This is a genomic window from Chroococcidiopsis cubana SAG 39.79, assembly GCF_003991895.1.
Taxonomy (GTDB): Bacteria; Cyanobacteriota; Cyanobacteriia; order Cyanobacteriales; family Chroococcidiopsidaceae; genus Chroococcidiopsis; species Chroococcidiopsis thermalis.
Genome location: NZ_RSCK01000061.1, coordinates 21,617 through 38,574 on the forward strand (window position 1 = coordinate 21,617; position 16,958 = coordinate 38,574).

Below are 16,958 nucleotides of genomic sequence, written 5' to 3' on the forward strand. Positions count from 1 at the left end.
GTTATTAATTGTTAATACTCAATAGTATTTTCTCCCTCAGCTCCCTCAGCTCCCTTAGCTCCCTCAGCTCTCTTTTTTCCCAATTCCCGCATTTCGTCGCCAACTTTAAACTTGCCAACTGAAACTTGCAGTTGTTGGGCAACTTCTACGGTGCGTTGTAGGGAATTGGAGATTTGACGGGAGTATTCGGAAGATCCTGCCGATACACCAGCAATTTCTTGCATCAATTCCGTAACCATTTGTGCTGTCTCGACTTGGGAAATCGTGGCACGCGAAATCGATTGCACCAATTGATAAATTTGATGCGATTCTTCTAAAATTCGTCCCAAACTTTGTTTGGAATCTTCCACAAAATTCGCGCCTGCGATCGCCTGCTGGTTGCCTATTTCCATCGTCCGCACGACATGGCTCGTTTCCATTTGAATATTCTCGACAATTTGTTCGATTTCCTGCGTGGCTGCGGCTGATTTGGCGGCGAGTTGCCCGATTTCTTCTGCCACGACAGTAAATCCCCGTCCGGCTTCTCCGGCGCGTCCGGCTTCGATGCTAGCATTAATGGCTAAAACATTAGTTTGCAGGGCAATGTGATTGATTAAAGATACGACTTTCGAGATCTGTTGAGTCGATTCGCCTAACTGCTTGGCTTGCATTGCGGTTGTTGTCACTGTATCCCGCAAACTCAAAATACTCTGTACCGTGCGATCCATTGCTTTGCCACCAGTCTCTGCCGTGCTAAAAGCAATGCTAGCAACTTCGGCGGCGCGATCGGCGCTAGCTGCTACAGCTTGAATCGAATGAGTCATGCGCTGTACTGAGTCTAGGGTGCGATCGATATCCTGGGCTTGTTTGAGTGCTTCATCGGCGAGTTGGCGGATTGCGCCTGCGTTTTCGTCTACCGAAATATTCACTTGTGTTGCCGCTTTTTTCACCTGCACGACTAATTGTCTGAGGCTTTCGATAATGGCGTTGAAAAATTCTGCTACCGTGCCGATTTCTCCAGTGGTTGTGTTTGCCCTGACTGTCAAATCTCCCCTTGCCGTGCCTTCAATTTGGGCTAGCAACTGTACGAGTTTTTGCTGCAAAATTTCTTTTTGTTGTCTTTGGTCGAGGGAAATCGTTTCAGCTTTTTGGCGAGAGGCTTCTACCTGTTCTAAAAGATGAGCTTGATCGAGGGCAAAGCCAATTTGAGTTGCTAACTGGGTAAATAAATCGATATCCGCTTGCTGCCAGATCCGCGATTTAGAACATTGATGGGCAATGAGTAATCCTAACAATTCGCGATCGCGAATCAGCGGCGCAACCAACGTAGCCTTGACTTCAAATTTTTCTAACTGTTTGACATGACAAGCTGCCAGTCCGGCTTGATAAATATTGTCGATCGCCCGTACCCTACCTTCGCGATACTGTTGGGCGTAACCTTCCCGAAAGCAGCTATCATCTATTGTTTGCCCGACTAACTGTTGCCAACCAGGGGCTACTGACTCGGCAATAATTTTTCCCTGCCAGTCAGGATCGAAGCAATAAACCACAACGCGCTCTGTTTTCAGGACGCGCCGTACTTCCCGCACAGCAGTAACTAAAATATCTTGAAAGTTAAGCGACTGCCGAATTTGCAAGGTTAGATCGGTGAGTAAATTTGCTCTTTCGACAGTGCTTTGCTGTTGTTCGAGTTGGGTTTGCAGTTGTTCCGCCATGCGGTTAATATTTGCTGCTAACACCCCGACTTCATCTTCGCCTGTCACCGGAACGCGAGTGTCGAGTTTGCCTTGTCCTAGTTTGCGCACGGCGCGAGAAACGGTGACGATCGGGCGCAGGGCGCGGTTGACTAGAATTGTCGCGATCGCCGCTGCTAGTAATGTGGTCAATCCCGTTGCTCCCATAAAAGTGAGCAGCAATCCGCCGCGAATGTCGGCAAACAGTTCGTCACTAGGCTGAGCGATCGCCACTCCCCAGTTCAGTTTGGCTAATTCTTTAATTGCTGGTAACGGCGCATAAGATAGCAAATATTCTTGTTGTTGCTGGCGATTGATATCGTATGTACTACCCAGGGTTGACGATTTTTGCAGTTGCGTAACTGCCTGGGGAAAAATTGCTTTGACATCTTTACCCAAGTATTCGGGATACGATGCTGGGGCGATGAAGATCGTACCGCGCTCGTTGAAAGCCAGGAACTCCTCAATCTGCAAGCCAGGAATATTTTTGGTCAGCTGCCGATCTTGCTGTTGCACGCTGCGATCGAAATACGCTACAGGAGTGCGGGTACGGACTACGCCAATTGTTTGTCCCGTATCGGGATCTTTGACTGGTGCAGCGGTAAAAATCGAGTACTGTCCCGTAGCGATAGATTTACGCGGCGGCGTAATGACTGGGCGATCGCCCTTCAGGGCTGCCTGAAAGTAGTCGATTTTGTTGTAGTTTTGAATGACATCTCCAGACGATTGCATCACGACATCGCCGTCCAGATCTAGCAGGATGATACTGTCGTAGCCTTGACCGTTCTTAATGTATTGGTCTAAAAATGCTTGTCTTTCTGCTTCTGGTAGCGATCGCCGAATATAAGGGCGATTGAATAGCGTCATACTTGCCAGGGTTTGTACGTCCTGGTAGCGTCCGATTAAAAATCGATCTAAGCGATCGGCGAAAGATGCAACTCGCACTTGCTGTTGCTGTCTGATATTCTGAGTAATATTACTACTGGTGAGGTGATAGGCGGTTGCTCCTAAAAGAACGATCGGCATCGTGCTAACCGCGATCGCCCCAAGCGTAGCTTTGGCTCTCAAGCCGATCCGCTGCCACCACCACGAACGCGACTTGGAGGGAGGACGCTTGACTGAGTTAACGCCGTGAGGCACTGTAGTTTGTCCGGCAGCGATCGTCAGCGGGTTAGTATGACTTTTGGTTAAACCAGACTCCGGCTCTTGACTGCGATCTGCTTGACGATTCATACCAGTTTTGCGATCTTCTCCTGCCGCGTCTTGCCTCGGTTCTTTCTTAGAGCGTATATTCATAAACTCAGCGTCTCCAGTAAGAGCAATTCCGCCAAACACCAATCATTTCAACATCAAAGCTATTTCCTGTACAGAGCGGGGGCAAGTAAAATTGCTTCTGCATTGACTACGAGTATTAACTCTTGTTCCTGGACGATACAGCCATGAAGGAAAGGAATTAATGCTGATGTTACCAGCTCTTTTGAGGATTGAACCAAGTCTGGAGTAAAGTATTTTACGCCGTTGACTTCTGGTACGAGTAACCCCAAAGTCATTTGCTGGGCTTGAATTAAAATGACGTTATATTGCGAGATATTATGGTCGAGCGGCTGCAAGCTGAGGATCTGAGCCAAATCGACTACCCACAATACCCGATTGCGGTGGTTCAGCAAACCGACTACACACTCAGGCATATTGGGCATAGGGGTGATTCTCCGTGCCGGTATCATTAATACCTCTTGCACGTACTCCATTGCCAAAATAGCAGGAATTTGTTCTGCCAGATAAAATTTTAAATATCTTTCACCTGGACGGGTTTCTATTTCTGCTGGATTCATTCGCGATCGCAATTAATTTGGCTGAGCTTGCCTAACCGAAGATCTATCGATTTTGGCATTTAGCATAACACCATCAGTCTTGTTGGGAACAAAATTTATAATTCATTAAGAGTGGCTAGTGGCTAGTGGCTAGTGGCTAGTAGTAAATAGGGTGTGGGGTGTGGGGTGTGAGGTGTAGTGGATTGTTAACTGGTCACTGGTCACTGGTCACTGGTCACTGATAACTACTCCCTTAAATTCAATCACTACTCTTAGTGGGACGAAAAGCGTCTAAAAAATTGAGTAAATTATACATCTGACGAGATTGAATCCAAAGCTTTCCTTTCCCTCGGAAGCGACAAACCAATCCTTCCCCGCCTAAAATTCCCGTTCTCAGATTCTTAAATGATAGACCACCAATCATCTCTACGTGGTAACTGAGTGAATCTTCAAAAGCAACCACGTAGCCCGTATCCACTACATAATCTCCCTCTACAGGAATCTCAATAATTGCACCATAGGAGCTAAACCAAAGATCGCCCTTACCAGTAACTCGTAACAAAAATAAAGACTCACCGCTAAAAAAACCTCTAAATCCTTGAAATGAAGGGTCGATTTCAACTGTAGGGCTAGCAGCCACAAATCCCGAAGATTGCAGCATTAAACCGTTACCATCTAGATAATAATGCTGAATATCTCCTGGCACTCCAGGGGAAAGCAGTAGCTGTCCGGCTCGTCCTTCAGCGGTAAATTCGCTCATAAATAAAGACTCGCCTCCTACCATTCTGCCTATTCCTTTCATCAATCCCCCTTTCATTTTGGACTTCATTTTTATCCAAGAGTCCATCGCCGCCATTGCCCCAGATTCGACTAGTACAGTTTCATTTGCCCTCAAATCGAGTTGCAAAGAAGCATAAGCAGGAGAATGTTCGATTTTATAAGTGATATTCATAATTGGTAATTAGTAATTGATAATTGGTAAATTTGTAGAGACGTTACATGTAATGTCTCTACACTGATAACTGATTCCCTCATTTTGCAGGTAATTGCGAGCCAACTATTTGACCGAAAGCATTAGCATTGTGAGTTTGGCAAAATAATCTGCCTTTACCTTGAAAGCGACAGGCTAATCCTTCTCCACCTAAAAATGCTCCAATTAAACTAGAGCCAACTTTTGTAATGCTAAAATTTAAACTTTTTTCAAAAGCAACAATATGCCCAGTATCAACGATATACTCGCCATCAACAAGAATTTCGTAAATTGCTCCAAAAGATGTCAAAATAATCTGACCGGAACCGCCTATGTCCAACCAAAAAATTGATTCTCCTGAAAAGAACGATCTAAAGCCTTGAAACCCGACGTTAATATCAACATTTGCTTCGCTAGCTAAATAAGAACTTGCTTGAACAACTAGCCCAACTGATGACATTTGATAAATCAAAATATCACCCATTAATTTAGGGGCTAAAAAGACTTCACCGTCATGTGTGGGAGAACGAAATATACTCAAAAATAAAGACTCTCCCGCCATCATTCGTTTAAGTCCGCCCCAGATTCCACCATTTTTTCCTTGTCTGAGGGTAGTACTAGCATTGATATAACTACTCATAGCAATCATACTGCCTGCTTCCGCCACTAACTCCTCGCCAGCCCTCATCCTAATATGAGCGATCGCGCTATCGGGTTGATGTAAGATATCTATGTTCATAGAAGTCAAAAGTTAAAAGTTAAAAGTCAAAATTAGCTACTCACAAATGACAATGACAACTGACTACTTAACTTGCGATCGCAAATATCTAACTAATCCATCAATACTGCGAGATTGTAAATAAATATCGCCCGTACCAGCAAGACGATTGACTAATCCTTCGCCAGAGGTGACGGAACCAACTAAGCCACCAGCTAATCCAATGCTCATTTTAATTTTTGGTTCGTAGGCAACTAAATGTCCGCTATCGACAATAAATTCTCCTTGAATCTGCTTTTTTGTAATCCCGCCATAGCAGCCAAAAAATGCCCTACCACTACCACTGAGTTTCAGTTTAAATAATCCTTCGCCTGCCAACCAACTTTTAATTCCTGCCCATTGTAAGCCCATTTTCACCCCTGCACTATGGGCGACAAATGCCCCTGGTTGCAAGCAAATATCTCCCTGACTCAAATCAAGTCTGCCAATATCGCCAATTGTGGATTGAGTTAAAACTAATCTAAGGGATTGTTGAGTCCGATTGGTAAAAGTATTAACGAATAACGATTCGCCACCCAAAAACTTTTTCAGTAAGGCAGGAATTAAACCACCAGAAAATTTAGTTTGGATTGATAACTGCGCATCCATACTCGTCATTGCCCCAGCTTCAGCAGTAATACTCTCCCCAGGATCGAGCGTGACGAAAATAGCAGCAAAGGCTGGTTTGTAGCGAATATCGTATTTCAAAGCCCTAATTCCTACTCTCGATAATGCACTTAATATGGAGCAGAAAATGAGCGATCGTCCAGTTTATTTGAAGAATTAATAAGATTTTGCTAAATTGTTTACTATCTGTGCTGGAGGGTAATGCACAAAATTCAAAATTGGTAGGGTGCATTAATCAACGCACCCTAAAAAATATTACCAATTACCAAATTCACGTAGAAATCGATAATATCCACTCCCGCAGCAATGAATTCACCTGTTCGGGAACTTCATCATGAGGACAATGACCTGCTTTCAAGAAGTATTCTCGCAATTGTGGATAATATTGACGAAACTTTGGACTTCGCCCTCTGGCATTCATCCACGGGTCGCCCTCACCCCACAATAACAGTAACGGGCAAGTCAATTGTTGTAGCAATATATCAACTTTTTCCCCTTGAGGAGTGCTGAAAACCGAGGCAAACACATCTACTGCACCAGGATCGCACGCCGGACGATAAATATCTTCTACTAATTGGTCTGTAATGGCACTTTTATCAAGATAGACTTTTTCTAAAGTTTGCCGAATTACCCACGGTTGGCGAATGTACTGAAATAACAGAAACCGCGCCCAAGGCTGCTGAAAAGTCCACTTGGTTACATCTCCGAAGAATTTTTGCCATAAGTCCGGCTGGCGTGGTGGTTGAACTTCAGTTTGCACTGATTCTGATTCAACGCTAGGCTGTTCTTCGCTAAAAGGACCGGCACTGTTCAATAATACTAACCCTGCTGCGGCATCTGGACGCTGGGCAGCAACGCACAAACTCGCATATCCACCTAATGAATTACCCGCCAGTACCGCAGGCTGTTCGATAACTTCGGTGATAAAATCATGCAGTTGGTCGCGCCACAAGTCACCGCTATATTGCAGTTTAGCTTTAGCGGAGCGTCCGAAACCAATCAGATCGATCGCGTAGACTTGAAAATCCTTTTGCAGTTCGGCAATATTTTTGCGCCAGTGGTCGGTAGAAGCACCAAATCCATGTACTAATAGTAAAGGTGGGCGCTGAGGATGGGGCGTTCCCGCCTTGACATAGTAAATCGAATGCCCGCGCCACTGCCAATACTTACCAGGAACCGAGGTTGTAGCAGCTGTTGTTGTTTGCACGATTTAGTAATGTTAAGTAACATTACTAATTTTAATTTAGAGGGAATTGGTAATTGGTAGTTGGTTGTTGGTGATTTCCCTACTCACGACTCACTTTCTTGATGATTACAGGTAAAACAAAACTACTTGGCGTAATTGGACATCCGGTGGAACATTCCCTTTCACCCGCGATGCACAATGCCGCGATCGCCCATTTAGGATTAGATTATGTCTATCTCCCCTTACCCGTAAAACCGGAAGATTTAGCTGTTGCACTCCAAGGTTTTGCAGCGATTGGCTTAGTCGGTTTTAACGCCACCATTCCTCACAAGCAGGCAATTTTGCCCTTTCTATCAGAAGTCTCTCCCGTAGCGCAAGCAGTAGGCGCAGTTAATACTGTCTGGCGCATAGATGAAGGGTGGGCGGGAACTAATACTGACGTGGAAGGATTTCTCGCACCGCTTTTAGAAAAGTCAAAAGTCAAAAGTCAAGAGTCAAAAGTAGAAACTGACTCACCAAACACCAACTACCAATTACCAATTACCAATTACCCACAAACAGCAGTCATTCTCGGTAATGGCGGTGCAGCTAGGGCTGTAGTGGCGGGTTGTTCTCAGCTAGGTTGTGCGGAAATTTGTGTCGTAGGGCGTAATGAGGTTAAGTTACAGGAGTTTTACACGAGTTGGAGTAATTCTCAAGTTCAAGCTAACTTGCAAGTCTATACTTGGGATAAGCTACCGGATTTAATTGCCCGTGCCGATTTACTGGTAAATACAACGCCCATCGGTATGTATCCTCATGTCAATCGATCGCCTTTAAGTCTAAGTGAGATGGCAGTATTAAAACAAGGTGCGATCGCCTACGATTTAATTTATACTCCTCGTCCAACGTTATTTCTACAACAGGCACAGCAACAAGGTGCAAGGACTATTGATGGCTTGGAAATGCTAGTGCAACAAGGCGCGGCTGCTTTAAAAATCTGGTTACAACAACCCGTTCCTGTAGAGATTATGCGCCAAGCACTGCAACAACAACTATAGAGATTCTGCAACTACTCACTACTCACTTTTAAAGAGCTTCAAAAGTAGCCCGTTTTTCACCTTTAGCATACAAGTGCATCAGTAAGTTCTGATTTTGGTAATCTTCATCAAATTCAATGTCTATTTTCATGTCTGGAGCGATTGGTTTAAATTGAGTCGGACTACAAGAATAAATTTGAAAACTAAAGTTTGGTACGTCTATTGTTAGTCTTTTTTGCTTCAAAGTCAGCGACCAAATAGCCCCAGTTTTTCGATTAATCAAACTAGTTGTTTCGGGTTCAATTTTCAGATTATCCAGTAGATTCTCTACCTGAACAAACTTAATCGTCAGGCAAACTGGCTTGTGAAAGATTTCACTTACCAGTTTTTTTTGATCTAAATTAAGTTTTTGCCAACCACTACCCCAAGATGCTATTAGATCGTTTTCATTGTTTACTTGTCCTTGCAAGCTACTTAAGTGAGACATGAAAAATTGTTTAATATCTGTCATGGTTCTGCTTGCATAGATTGCTAGGTGAATAATAGAGCAAGAGCGCTTTGTCTAGCAACCGGCTAAAGAGTGAAAAGCACTATGAAATACTTGTATCCATTACAACAATAATTACCGAGTCAAAAATAGAACTTGAATCTTTAGCAATATCTGTTTATGGCAATTTAATCTCAAATAATATTTATCAACTGTCTATAGAAATATTCCCTTTTTCACGAATAACAAATGCTTGTCTTAAGGTGGGCATTGCCCACCCTATTCACTAACTAATTTTAAAAAAGAGAATTGTTTGAAATATGACACCCAATCCATGCTGAATATAAATCTTCTTCTATGGCTCCCCGCCTACCAATAATTTCAGCATCATGCACTAGTACTTTAAGTGTTGTTACGTAAACGCCGTTGAGTATTTGGTGTCCGTAGCCAATTACCCTACCTGTATGTCCCGTATTCTGATGAACTACATACTCTCCTACGTCGAACATACTTTTCCTCGCTCGATCAAAGTACATAAGTACTTTATCATAGCTGCGATCGCCACAAGTTGTTGACCAGTTAATTTCAGTCTTATAGACGATCTCACTAATACTTATGAGAGATTTTGATGTAATTTGCTGTGTTTATTTGAATACAAAAGAAAGCAATTATTTTTAAAAAATGATTTATACACGTTCTTCCTCGTGTAGAGACGTTACATGTAACGTCTCTACACGAACAATCGATTTCACGATCCATCTAAGATTGCTATAGTGTATTTCATCACAATTTAACTTAAAATTTTCCTCTCTCTAGTTAGAGGAAGAAGCGCAAAAAATAGTTAATTTAGTTATAAGCCGTTAGGAAGAAGCAAGTAACAATACTGAACAGTATAGATTGTTTTGTATTGCTAACACAGAGTTTTAGTTTTTTGGATTGCTATTGACTTAGCAGTTCAAAATTTTTATTGATATAGAAAAGCTAAAAATATTTATTAGGAATTGGGATTTACGATGTTTTCTTGAATCAAAAATCCCAAATCTAAAATTAGATCGCTCAAGTGGGTCTAGAAGCGTAGATTAGTACGTCCTGAGTTTTTACCAATCAATCGAATATTTAATGCTCACAGTTCTACCTCTAGCAGCAGAATAAGCCGAATCGTTAGCTTGAATTTGGGACACAATCGGGAAATATTGATTGTCGAACAAGTTTTCCACTCCAATTTGTAAAGTTCCAGCATCTCCCAGTTGAATGCTGCTGATGTAGTCTACAGTCAAGTAACTTTCTACTTCCCTTCTCCCAAAAGCAATGCTGTCACCAAACACATCGCGATCGCCAGAAAATAATGCTTGAAGACGATTGCGCCAACCTGGGGAAGTTTCATTCTCGACATAAGCTACAACTTTCAAAGGCGGAATCCGAAAGCCATCCAAAGCTGTATAGTCTCCATCATCAGTTAGATCGATTTCACCCCCTTGTAAAGTAACAGAACCACCAAGTGAAGTGCGATCGCTTGGTTGCACGTCTACAGCAGCTTCTACACCATAAATCCGTTCTGGGGCGCGCAGTACGGTTCCTGGTGCGGTAAAAGTCGTACCTAACTCTGACTCATTGTAGAAAGCAGATAAAGACCCTTGGATTGTCTCCCACTGCCCGCGCAAACCAATTTCATAACTATCAACCTGCTGCGGTTCTGGATTGAGTGACTCGACATCGAATCCTGGTTGAGCATTTCTTAAAACTAAGCCGATATCTGCTAGCGAGAAACCTTGGGCGAAATTCGCAAATACGTTTATCTCTTCTGTCAAGAACAATACTGTACCAATGTTGAACAGCGTCGCGTCAAAATTGAGATCGCCCCCAGGAATCACCGTATCGGGATTGGCTAAAGTCGTGAAGTCATCCACGCTGACATCGGCATTTTCGTAGCGCACACCGCCGTTGACGATAAAGCTATCGCTCACATCCCAGGTTAACTGGGCAAATAAACCCAAACTATTGAGTTCTAGCAGTGGTGTCCAAGTCCGTTCGCCTGTAGGGAGAAAATCCAAACCTCCACTGGCTGCAAAAGCAGCGCGATCGAAGGTTGTCACTGGTTGCACGGTATCTTCGTTAAAGTAGTCTACACCCCACAACAATCTCGCTGCCCCTTTGTTAAATAAAGGCGTTTCAATTTGTAAGCGTCCGCCAAACCTTTCCGATTCCACCCGCGACTGATAAATCTGGTTGCCCAAGTTACTAAAATTTCTACCGTCAAATGGAAAGAACTCAGTTAGGTAATCTCGGTAGTACAGTTGAGCCTGCACGTTGCTGCCCAACAGGTTTTCGTGGCTGTATTGCAAATTCAGCAGCGTGTTTCTCGTACCTGGAAGCTCGTCTAAGTTCAATCCTTCTAGAGTGCGAGCTTTTTGTCTGCCTGGTAACAAGTTGACACTGGGATCGGTAGTAAAGTCCGTATCTTGAGTATCATCGAAGTGGTTGAACGTCAACTGGAGACGCTGTTGTTCGTCTAAATTTACGCCCAACTTACCAAAAAAGTTGAGTGTTTCCGCATCAGAAAAACCACCTTGAGCATTCGGATCGGGAGGAATGCGATCGCCCTCGGCATCAAAAAAACCACCTGTAGTCGTCAGCGAACCACTCACGGCAAAATCGAGATTATCCTCAGTGCCAGAAATCGCATGTTGCAGGTTATAACCTAAACTATCGCCTGATAAATTTCCCAAAGCTCCACTTATGCCAATTTGAGTCTGAGAAGCTAACCTCTCCTCGCTTGGCGTGCGCGTGATGATATTGATGACACCACCCGTTCCACCATCACCATAAATCGCCGAAGGACCCCTTACCACTTCAATTCGTTCGATCGCCGAAGGATCGATCGTGCGCAAATCGCGCTGAGCATTTCGCGAAGTTGATTGCGGAATGAATGCCATCAATTAAAACTTGTATGTTGCGCCCCCGTAGAGTTTGCCCAAAGTTACTGCTGCTTTGAGTTGGAACTGCTAAGCCAGGAACCAACTTACCGAGAATTTCCCCTACATTTTGGGACAGTCTTGTTTGTTGTTCAATTTGTTCGCGGTTAATTATCGTCACCGATCGCGGTACGTCCTGCGGTTCTGCTGCCGTCCGCGTTGCCGTCACGGTAATTTCCTGTGCTGGCTCGCCTTCTGTAATCGTCTCTGTTTCTGTTGGAGTTTGCGCTGTTGGTGCGGCGGTTGCAGGCGTAACGGTAACAACCAAGCCATTTTGACTTGGTACAACTTCTGCTATGGGTGCTGCTGTCTCTCCCACGAGTTGAACTCTGACACGATTAGCATCAATCTGAGTTACTGTAACGAGACTGATTCCCTGGGCTGGGTTTTCTGCCCGATAATCTCCCTCTGGTAACGCCAGCCTTGTTTGAGGAAGATCGGCAATCCAGCTATTGTCGTCAACCGTGGGTGTAGCCACTGGCAATTGCTGCCCGCCTGCCGTTTCTAGGATAAGTTCTAGCCCTTGAGGAGTCGAATTCAGTCGTACACCCGTTACCTCGATTGCCTTCTCTGCACCGCTACGCTGCTCTTGGGGCGCGTTTTGAGTATAAGTGGATACTGATGCAAGTTGCGCTTGAGCGATCGCGGGGACGAACGTGGCGATCGCGCCCACTAAGCTTAGTACAGATAGTAATTGCAAATTTGACACAATAACTCCTCGCTCACAAACCATCATATGACTTGCTGATTTACTCCTTTAGAGAGATGCAAGATTCGATTTTGCATGACTTTGAAGTAAATACTCGCTTTTTAGCCAGTAAATTTACTGAAACTAATTTTCAATAATACTACTCGGCTAATAAAAATCGGCAAGAAATTTTCTCAATAAATAGAGATAATCTCACAGAAAGTATAAAATTCCCCCCCTTTTTAAGGGGGGTTAGGGGGGATCGAGATCTCGGACTTCCGGCGCGTAACTCTCATAGCAATTCTCGATTGGGTGCGTGACATTTGTAGGGGCGCACAGCTGTGCGCCCCTACAGATCGTGTGTTTTGCCCAATCGAAAACCGCTATCAATCGCGTTTTAAACGAGCCAACAAATTTTGCCAATTAGCAGCAAAAGCACCGTAGTTCGGATCGGCTTTGACTTCAAAAGTCAAGTTACCATCCTGGGGTTGCTCCACGACTCGAACGCAGAGTTCGGCAATTGAATCGCGGCTGACTTTACCTTTAATATTGTCCCCTTGGTCGAAAACCAAAGGCTGTATCCCAGGTTCTTCTGTCAGGGCGCACGGTCTGATAATTGTATAAGGAACGCCACTTTCTCTCACAGCTTCCTCACCACGCCATTTCCAAGTTAGAATTCCTCCCAATTGGTCATTTAAACGCACGGCTGGCGGTTCTTCCTCTAAGTTAATTCCTGGGCGATTGGGACGAGTGACACCGGCGGAACTGACTAAAATAAACTGGGGTTTTGCACTACCATACGCGCCAATAGACTCGACTTGCAACGCGAAACCACCAGGAGAAAACTGCGGATTGAGTTCGCCATTGTATTCAAATTTGCTCAACATTAATTGCAACGAGCGAATTTTGGTAGTATCGATCGCCGGAGCATCTGATATTGTTTTTGCCCGAAATACTGCTGTTAATTGGTTAAATGGAATTCGTACCGTTATCCACTCATTGGCTACGGTATCAAAAGAATACGAATAAGCCATTCCATCCCAACTCGATTCCGTGCGCAGGAAAAACTTGTAGCGCTTACCGTCTCCCCTGACTCGCAGCGTCACGCCTTCGTAGCCGGATAAATCTAGTGGCGAAGTAAAATTTTTTGTCCTGACAGAAGCAAAGCCGCCGGAGTTGGCTGTAGAAACATTACCCGTAAACAAAGCCGTCCCTTCCACAAAGCGGATCTCGCTTTGACTGACACCACCCATGACAACATCATCCACAGCACCCCAAATTTGCTGTAATTGGGGAGTTGGTTGACTAAAATCAAAGACGATTTTTTCACCACTTGGGTTCTGTTGCCAATATTGAGCCGCCGCTTGGACTAAATTTTTTACTCCCAAGTATTCCACCCGTTCTGGAGTATCACCGACGATTTCGGGTTGATAGAACTTCACGCCTTGATTGTATTTTTCTCTGTCTGGGGTATCGCCGCCCACTGGTTGCACCCGCACCGCCGTACAGCAAATGACAGCACGGACGTTTGCCATCATTGCTGGTGTTAGGGTTTCTGGTTGGGTAATGTCGCCGACATAGGTTTCTACATTGTTGCCCAAAATCGAGCTTGCTTTATCTTTATCTCGGACGAGCGATCGCACTTGGTATCCTCTTTCTAACAGCCGTTGTACGACTCGCTTACCTACACCACCCGTTGCGCCAGCGACTAGGATAACTCCCACTTGCTTACCTCCAGATAAATAATTTTCGGGTTTGTCAGCCACACCTGGGAGTATCTGTTTTAACCAACTCCAGCCAGGAATCGCCTCAAAATAGGCTAAAGTGCGGATGAATCTACCTGCATCCCAGCCAGCACGATTTTTTTCTGTCATAGCTTGTTCCTAGTCAGATTGCGAGCAGCTATCTCTATTTTGGTAACAAACAGCGCCAAGATGATTAAGCCTTTGGTATAAATCTTGAATGAAGTAGGGCGATCGCGGTATTTGTATGAGGATAAAGATTTAAGAGTTTAATTATGCCTATAGACATTCAAGAACAAAATTGGAATAACTTTTGCGCTCACCATTTACATGATTGGCATGGAATTTGGACGAGTTATTCTGCTCAAGGAGAGGTCAAAGATTCGTTTCAAAGTTTGAGAAGTTTTCGCGCCAACTTAGAAAAAACTCAAATTACACATACAAATCGATATATTTATGCCGATGGGAAAATCGAGGAAAAAACTTGGCAGTTACAAAAGCCATTTCTTAGATCGATTTTTTTTCCTCAAGGTGCTGGGGCTTTTCATGCTGAGAAGCTAGTAGCTGCCTCTTTTTTTGCAGTAGAATTATTTTTCATTCACAAAAACTTACGCCATAGCGCGATCGCGGCTTATCCGGATGGTACTAACTTAACTAAAATATTGAGTATTCGCGAAGACTCTACAGGCTTTCCCAGTCAACATTGGTCTACCAATCTTGATTTAGTATCGGAAAGAAGTCTGAGTGAAAATTGGGCGGGGACTTCAGTTACGATGACACCCGATTTAAAAGTTTCTCCGGCGGTTCCAGCTAACTTAAATTGGCAGATAGAAGGGAACGAATCGTTCTTTTTTCCCGACGAGATTTCTTTAAGTTGTCCCAGACAAGTTGAGGTAGGCAAACCAATTGTAATCGCTGCTACTTGGTTGGTTAACTCAAGTTATCTGCAACAGATTACAATTGCATATGACGAGACAGGAGCCTTTCAAAACTTGAAATTTGCAGAATTTACCCATGTCTAGCCCTAAATCAAAACTTCTGGGTGAATAAAACTGTATCCTGCGGTTTTGAGTTTCCGATTCGATACCCTGGCATTGTATGGACGGGTTTCCGATAACTCAGGATTCCACAACACTTGAGGCAGGTTATAGCGATCGCACAAATTTTGCAACAAATCGCGAGATAATGGAGGTTCATCACCTACTAAATTATAAATTCCCTCTAATTGCCTTTCTACGGCAAAGGCGATCGCGCCGACAATATCGTCAAGGTGAATCCAATTCGTATAGGTTTGCCCGTTCCCTGGACGAGTTGTACCAAATGCACGACTGAAGATTTTTGTCAATTCCCGCCCTTCACCGTAAATTCCGCCCAAGCGTAAGATACAGACTTTCAATTTGTCACTCGCAGCGCAGAGCAATACTTCTTCTGTCTCTGCCAAAACTTGTCCGTTTTGATTTGCTGGCGTTAAAGGTGATTCTTCGTCTACCCATGCCCCATTTTTATCGCCGTAAACAGAATAACTCCCCGTATAAATAATTTGTTTAACAGCAGTTTGTGGCAAAACTTGAATTAAATTCTTGGCAGTTTGTAGGTAAGTAGATTCGTAGCTATCAGCTGCAAAAAATTTAGGCGCAATGCTCAGAATGACAATATCTCGATCTTGGATGGCTGACAGGAGAGTGGCTTCATCGTCTCCTTTAGCGATGACAACTTGCTGAGCTAATTGTTCTAACTCGCTTATCCGTGCCTGAGTTGTCGTGGTTGCGGTAATCTGATATTTACCATCCTGCTGCCAGTGACGCGCGATCGCCTTACCGACATAACCACAGCCTATAATTGCTACCTTCACAGTTTGCATTCAATCTCCCTAGAAAGTCAAAAGTCAAAAGTTATTCGTACGGGCGGGTTCACCCGAAATCTTTGTCGGAGTCAGAGTTTTTTGGTAAACCCGCCCGTACAAAAGTCAAAATGTCGAAATCAAGCGCGTTCAAATTCAAATTAACATGAATCAATTTCAGCCCCCTGGCTTTGGAAAACAGGCGATCGCCACCTCTTTAGGATCGATGACTTACTACACCCAGGTAGCCGCACCTTGGCTATCCTCATCCAGTCATGAATTACCTCGCCTAGTCTTTCTACACTGCTTTGGTGGCGGTGCTTCAGCTTACGAATGGTCTAAAGTTTACCCTGCATTTGCCAGCGAATACCAGATTCTTGCAGCCGACTTAATTGGTTGGGGCGAATCAGCGCATCCCGTGCGGGAATATCAAATTGCCGACTATCTCACTACAATCGCTGAATTTATTCAAGCTTGCCATCCTCCCATCAAGGTAGTTGCCTCTTCTTTAACAGCAGCATTAGTAATTCGCCTTGCCGTTCAGCGTCCCGAATTATTTCAATCTCTCTTGCTCATCTGTCCCTCTGGGTTTGACGACTTCGGCGAAGGTGCGGGACGCAGACTACCGTTACAGTTAATTAGTACGCCCTTACTCGATCGCCTAATTTATGCCATAGGTGCAGAAAACGAAGTCTCTGTGCGTAACTTTCTCCAACAATTTCTCTTTGCCAAACCAGAACGAGTCACGCCAGAAATGGTAGCAGCCTATCTCACTTCTGCTCAAAAACCCAACGCCGAATACGCTGCCCTTGCTTTTCTCAAGGCTAACCTCTATTTTGACTTGGCTTTGTACGTACCGCAGCTAACCGTACCCACAGCGATCTTATGGGGAGAGCAAGCACAATTTACCAAAATAGGTTTAGGAAGACGCTTAGCAAAGCTGAATTTGCGATCGATTATTGCATTTGAGGCGATCGCCCATGCTGGTGTTTTACCACATTTAGAAACCCCGGAAATCGCGATCGGCTTGTTACAGAAGTATTTGTAGGAGTGATGCGTGGAGTGGAGGGACAAGGGGGACAAGGAGGACAAGGGGATAATGAGGAACAAGACAATTTAAAATGCAATGTGTATGCGTGTAAATTAT

The 16,958-nt window shown here is 44.2% G+C and carries 15 protein-coding genes; 3 read left to right on the forward strand and 12 right to left on the reverse strand.

Going from position 1 to position 16,958, the window contains the following annotated elements; translation table 11 throughout:
• Positions 1 to 11: 11 nt before the first annotated feature.
• The 6 genes from DSM107010_RS25995 to DSM107010_RS26020 form a co-directional block, all read right to left on the reverse strand.
• Entirely contained in the window at positions 12 to 3,008 is a 2,997-nt protein-coding gene (locus DSM107010_RS25995; protein WP_241994349.1) for a methyl-accepting chemotaxis protein, read from the reverse strand.
• A 59-nt stretch (positions 3,009 to 3,067) separates the two neighbouring features.
• Positions 3,068 to 3,544 (reverse strand): chemotaxis protein CheW, encoded by a 477-nt coding sequence (locus DSM107010_RS26000; RefSeq protein WP_039716675.1) that lies wholly within the window; start codon positions 3,542 to 3,544, stop codon positions 3,068 to 3,070.
• 238 nt (positions 3,545 to 3,782) lie between these two features.
• Positions 3,783 to 4,475 (reverse strand): TIGR00266 family protein, encoded by a 693-nt coding sequence (locus DSM107010_RS26005; protein ID WP_181245385.1) that lies wholly within the window; start codon positions 4,473 to 4,475, stop codon positions 3,783 to 3,785.
• Positions 4,476 to 4,554: 79 nt separating this feature from the next.
• A complete protein-coding gene (locus DSM107010_RS26010) occupies positions 4,555 to 5,232 on the reverse strand; it encodes a TIGR00266 family protein (protein ID WP_106167262.1) in 678 nt (225 codons plus the stop codon).
• Positions 5,233 to 5,295: 63 nt separating this feature from the next.
• Positions 5,296 to 5,958: a TIGR00266 family protein gene (locus tag DSM107010_RS26015; protein ID WP_015154348.1), complete on the reverse strand. Its 663-nt coding sequence runs from the start codon at positions 5,956 to 5,958 to the stop codon at positions 5,296 to 5,298.
• A 190-nt stretch (positions 5,959 to 6,148) separates the two neighbouring features.
• Positions 6,149 to 7,084, reverse strand: a complete 936-nt coding sequence (locus DSM107010_RS26020) for an alpha/beta fold hydrolase (protein ID WP_015154349.1) — start codon at positions 7,082 to 7,084, stop codon at positions 6,149 to 6,151.
• Positions 7,085 to 7,185: 101 nt separating this feature from the next.
• Here DSM107010_RS26020 and DSM107010_RS26025 point away from each other — a divergent pair, with 101 nt between their 5' ends.
• Positions 7,186 to 8,103, forward strand: a complete 918-nt coding sequence (locus DSM107010_RS26025; protein ID WP_106167261.1) for a shikimate dehydrogenase — start codon at positions 7,186 to 7,188, stop codon at positions 8,101 to 8,103.
• Between the two features lie 28 nt (positions 8,104 to 8,131).
• On the opposite strand, the gene DSM107010_RS26030 is transcribed toward DSM107010_RS26025, so the two are convergent.
• The 5 genes from DSM107010_RS26030 to DSM107010_RS26045 all read right to left on the reverse strand — a co-directional run bounded on the left by DSM107010_RS26030 (position 8,132) and on the right by DSM107010_RS26045 (position 14,103).
• Positions 8,132 to 8,593, reverse strand: a complete 462-nt coding sequence (locus DSM107010_RS26030) for a hypothetical protein (protein WP_106167260.1) — start codon at positions 8,591 to 8,593, stop codon at positions 8,132 to 8,134.
• Positions 8,594 to 8,865: 272 nt separating this feature from the next.
• Positions 8,866 to 9,078 (reverse strand): hypothetical protein, encoded by a 213-nt coding sequence (locus DSM107010_RS26035; protein ID WP_106167265.1) that lies wholly within the window; start codon positions 9,076 to 9,078, stop codon positions 8,866 to 8,868.
• A gap of 588 nt (positions 9,079 to 9,666) precedes the next feature.
• Complete coding sequence (locus tag DSM107010_RS26040; RefSeq protein ID WP_199755749.1) at positions 9,667 to 11,502, reverse strand: TonB-dependent receptor; 1,836 nt, start codon at positions 11,500 to 11,502, stop codon at positions 9,667 to 9,669.
• Complete coding sequence (locus DSM107010_RS40040; protein WP_199755750.1) at positions 11,420 to 12,250, reverse strand: AMIN domain-containing protein; 831 nt, start codon at positions 12,248 to 12,250, stop codon at positions 11,420 to 11,422. Before DSM107010_RS40040 ends, DSM107010_RS26040 begins: the two co-directional genes overlap by 83 nt.
• A gap of 365 nt (positions 12,251 to 12,615) precedes the next feature.
• A complete protein-coding gene (locus DSM107010_RS26045; protein ID WP_106167259.1) occupies positions 12,616 to 14,103 on the reverse strand; it encodes a CIA30 family protein in 1,488 nt (495 codons plus the stop codon).
• 143 nt (positions 14,104 to 14,246) lie between these two features.
• Between DSM107010_RS26045 and DSM107010_RS26050 the strand changes: the two genes are divergently transcribed.
• Positions 14,247 to 14,993 (forward strand): DUF3598 family protein, encoded by a 747-nt coding sequence (locus tag DSM107010_RS26050; RefSeq protein ID WP_106167258.1) that lies wholly within the window; start codon positions 14,247 to 14,249, stop codon positions 14,991 to 14,993.
• Positions 14,994 to 14,995: 2 nt separating this feature from the next.
• Here DSM107010_RS26050 and DSM107010_RS26055 read toward each other — a convergent pair whose 3' ends face one another.
• The gene (locus tag DSM107010_RS26055) at positions 14,996 to 15,823 is read right to left on the reverse strand and encodes an SDR family oxidoreductase (protein ID WP_106167264.1); all 828 of its coding nucleotides are present in this window, start codon (positions 15,821 to 15,823) and stop codon (positions 14,996 to 14,998) included.
• Positions 15,824 to 15,977: 154 nt separating this feature from the next.
• On the opposite strand from DSM107010_RS26055, the gene DSM107010_RS26060 reads away from it, so the two are divergent.
• A complete protein-coding gene (locus DSM107010_RS26060) occupies positions 15,978 to 16,859 on the forward strand; it encodes an alpha/beta fold hydrolase (protein WP_015154357.1) in 882 nt (293 codons plus the stop codon).
• The last annotated feature ends 99 nt before the right edge of the window (positions 16,860 to 16,958 follow it).